This is a genomic window from Moorena sp. SIO3I6 (assembly GCF_010672095.1).
Window position 1 is genome coordinate 1 of record NZ_JAAHHU010000458.1, and the last position, 3391, is coordinate 3391.

Consider the following 3391-nt stretch of genomic DNA (forward strand, 5'->3'; position numbering starts at 1 on the left):
ACCCCAGCATCATTGGCGATAACTGTATCTCTTTCTTGTACCCAAACAGGCAATCCTGTGGACTGACTATTACTCATTGAAGTGTCTCAGTTCAATTGATTAGAATTCCTCAACAATTTTGCTAAATAGTCTTCTTGCTACCATGGCAAGTACATAAAAATTAAACTATTTAAGAGGATTGTAATAGTAAACAAGAAAATGAAATACTAAAATTATCAAATAATGTAATAATCACTACAAACTAATGACTCGGCTCCCATCTCCTGGTAGGGAATCAGCGTTGGAATCAGCTGAGCGAGTTGCTGGAGAGATTTTTGTTCGTGTTGTCTGAAACAGTAAAAAGGGCAAAGAGGCGGTGGTGCGTTACGGGGCTCGGTTTTTCAACACTGGGAACCGATAAAATCAGGCCGATCCCGCCTTATCACGCACCCTACGCCACTTGCTAATTAATGATATAGTTGACAACTATTGAGGATTAACCGTCAACACTAATTTTTTGCCGTCTACTAATAATCAAAAGTGCGATCGCACTTATCAAAATCAACATCCATACCTCTGGTTCAGGAACACCGGAAACACTAAAGGGATTAGACGGCTGATTCAACTGTTCTTCCCCAGTTTCCACCTCTCGGTCAAAGCGATCGCTCGACGCTTCTGCTTCTTTGAGCATCCTTCGTTGCTCATCATTCACCAGCACAATCATTGGCATTGCTGAATCAAGGAATGAATAGGAGTGGGGTGGGCATCCTGCCCGCCCGCAAAGCTCAGGAACAGGCAAGATGCCCGTTCCACAAAACTCTTAAAATCATTCCATTATTAAGGAACGCCCAATCATTGATGAATAGGGACTGACAATTTGACACTCCCCGTCCTAGAAGGACAGGGATTCTTCCTTCACAGGGATTCCAACGAACTTGCCCTCAGAAAGCATCTTGACCGTGTGCCCCACGGCTGCAAGCCCACGTAAGCGGACTACTTGAGCGGCTGCTACGTCTCTATCGGTTGTATAGCCGCAATTTTCACAATAATGCACACGCTCAGCTAACGTCTTTTTGCCAGTTTCAGTTAAACAGTTGGGGCAGATCTGGCTAGTCTTTTTAGAGTCTACCTTTTGGAAATAGACGCCACGTTTAAAACAGCATTGCTCTAATATCTGGAAAAACTGCCCCCATCCAGCATCCAAGCAGTGCTTAGCCAGCATTCCACTAGCTAATCCTTTAAGGTTTAAATCTATGTCCTTCGGACAGGCTTCGCCAACAACGAAGATCATTCCAGCCCAATCACAAAGTTGATGAGCTAATTCCCAGTGGTGATTTTTTCTGACGTTAGCTATTCGTTCGTGCAATTTGGTGACTTGCATTTGTGCTTTGCGACGGTTATTACTCCCCTTGCCCTTCCTACTTACCTTCTTTTGCAGCAATTTAAGCTTGCGTTCGAGATTTTTAAAAGGACGCGGATTAGGGAAAAGCTTTCCGTTGCTAACAGCAACAAAATGTGAAATTCCTACATCAATTCCTAAAGCTTCCCCGTGAGGCATGACTTGGATAACATTTACGTCCCATGCTAGAGTAAGCATTACATACCAGCCAGAGGATCTTTTGACCACTCTAGCTTGCTTAATTACAGCATCACCAGGTATCTGTCGCGATTGCCTCAATTTCACCCAGCCAATCTTGGGGAGTTTTACTCTGCCAGGTTTAAACGGATTCACTCCTAGTTGTGGAAAGACAAAAGATCGCATCTGTCCCTGTTTCTTAAAACGAGGAAAACCATGGCCTTGTTCCCACATACTGACAAAGGCTTTTTCTAATCTTTTGAGCGTTTGTTGTAAAACATGAACGTGAAGAGCTCTTAATTCCTCAATATTTTTCCTGGCAGTCGTTAACCCACGACATTGGCTGGCATAAGTAGGACGCGCTTGCTCTGCTGGAATAATGTATTCACTACGAAGAGAGCAAGCGTTAATCTTACAACTACGAGATTTGTACCAATCTTTGCGTTCCGCTAATCCATAGTTATAGACTCTGCGACATTGCTCTAGCCAATCTTAAAACAAATATCTTTGTTTGGCAGTAGGCTTAAGTTTAAACTCATAGGTTAGATTAAACACTTTGCTTTTCCTGCTTACTTTAATCCTACCACATTCTTGAACTAACGTCTACACCCTATCTCAGACATGTGATAGGATTAAAGCCGCCCTAGAAGGGCGGGGCTTGAGACCCATTATTCTTGGTCATAAAAAGTTTCTCCTTCAGAGAAATAAAGTTTGCTAAAAAGGACTATCTACCTGGAGCTGTCACTTATGCAGAGCATTTGTAAAAAAGTTGGCTCTCCTAGTGTGGTTATGATAAATTAGTATCCAATAATCGCTATATCCCTTACTAAGCAAGGTTTTGAGTAATTTAAAAATGAAATTTTAATAAAAGCGATGCAGCGGGGTCATGGGGGAAACCCCATGACCCCGCTGCATCGCTTATTCAAAAGGTGTTCGGTGTAGCTTGCTCTATGCCCATAAGCACATCAAGTAGCACCATCAGTAGCGCATTAGCTGATAGCTGATAGCTTACGTTTTCACAATTATCCATAACTCTTTTATAATTACCGTTTACCCTACGCTAATCTCTCCAGAGTTAGTTAGTAACCCTTAAAATTACCAACCATTATAGGACAGATTTTAAAAAAACATTATAAAAACAGGATATCTGAGATAATTTATTGTTAGTTCTAGACCAAAATTAGGTTAACTTCACTTAACCATTCCCCAATTTATGAAACTTATTTATTTTTGTAATAAAACTTCACACAATCCCCATGAATCAGACATTTGAACAGTTAAAGCAGCATAACTGGACTAACTTTCTCACCCATCATTTACAGAATTGGTATGGGTCTTGGACAATTTATTCCCCTGAAGGTGAAGTGATGAAATCCTTTGTCGGTAGTCGATGCTCTATTATTGATGCTGAACAAACTCACATTACCCAAACTAACGTATATATGTATGACAATGGCACTGAAGAGGAGAAGGTTTACCACAATACTCCCAATAGTTTAATCAATGGTTTAGCTGATCAAACCGCTCAAGCATCCTTTATGTATATGTTTGATCAAGGCTCGGCTATTTGGACGGTCAATCGATTTGAACCAGGGGAGTTATTTGCAGTAGAGTTCTGGTTTAGATATCAAGAATTACGCCATACTCTGCTAGTAATGTATAACTTAGATGGGGAATTAACTAAAACAGTCAGTGTCCGAGAGGAGGATTTGCAAAAGCCCTGTGATCATTGGACACTTAACCCACAGTTAATCCCCCATCGAGATATCCTTAATGGGGAAGAAGGATTAGCAATTACCCTTACCCCAGTCACCCAACTATCTCAGCCAACACCAA

2 protein-coding genes and 1 pseudogene are annotated in these 3391 nt (G+C 41.4%); 1 reads left to right on the forward strand and 2 read right to left on the reverse strand.

What is annotated here, in order from left to right; all coding sequences use genetic code 11:
* Positions 1-475: 475 nt before the first annotated feature.
* Both F6K49_RS37865 and F6K49_RS37870 read right to left on the reverse strand, forming a co-directional pair.
* Complete coding sequence (locus tag F6K49_RS37865; protein WP_293105363.1) at positions 476-778, reverse strand: PEP-CTERM sorting domain-containing protein; 303 nt, start codon at positions 776-778, stop codon at positions 476-478.
* A 93-nt stretch (positions 779-871) separates the two neighbouring features.
* A pseudogene (locus F6K49_RS37870) lies at positions 872-2014 on the reverse strand (transposase); the annotation flags it as partial.
* Between the two features lie 797 nt (positions 2015-2811).
* Here F6K49_RS37870 and F6K49_RS37875 point away from each other — a divergent pair.
* Positions 2812-3391, forward strand: a 580-nt coding sequence (locus F6K49_RS37875; RefSeq protein WP_293105365.1) for a DUF3598 family protein, incomplete at its 3' end; no start/stop codon positions are given.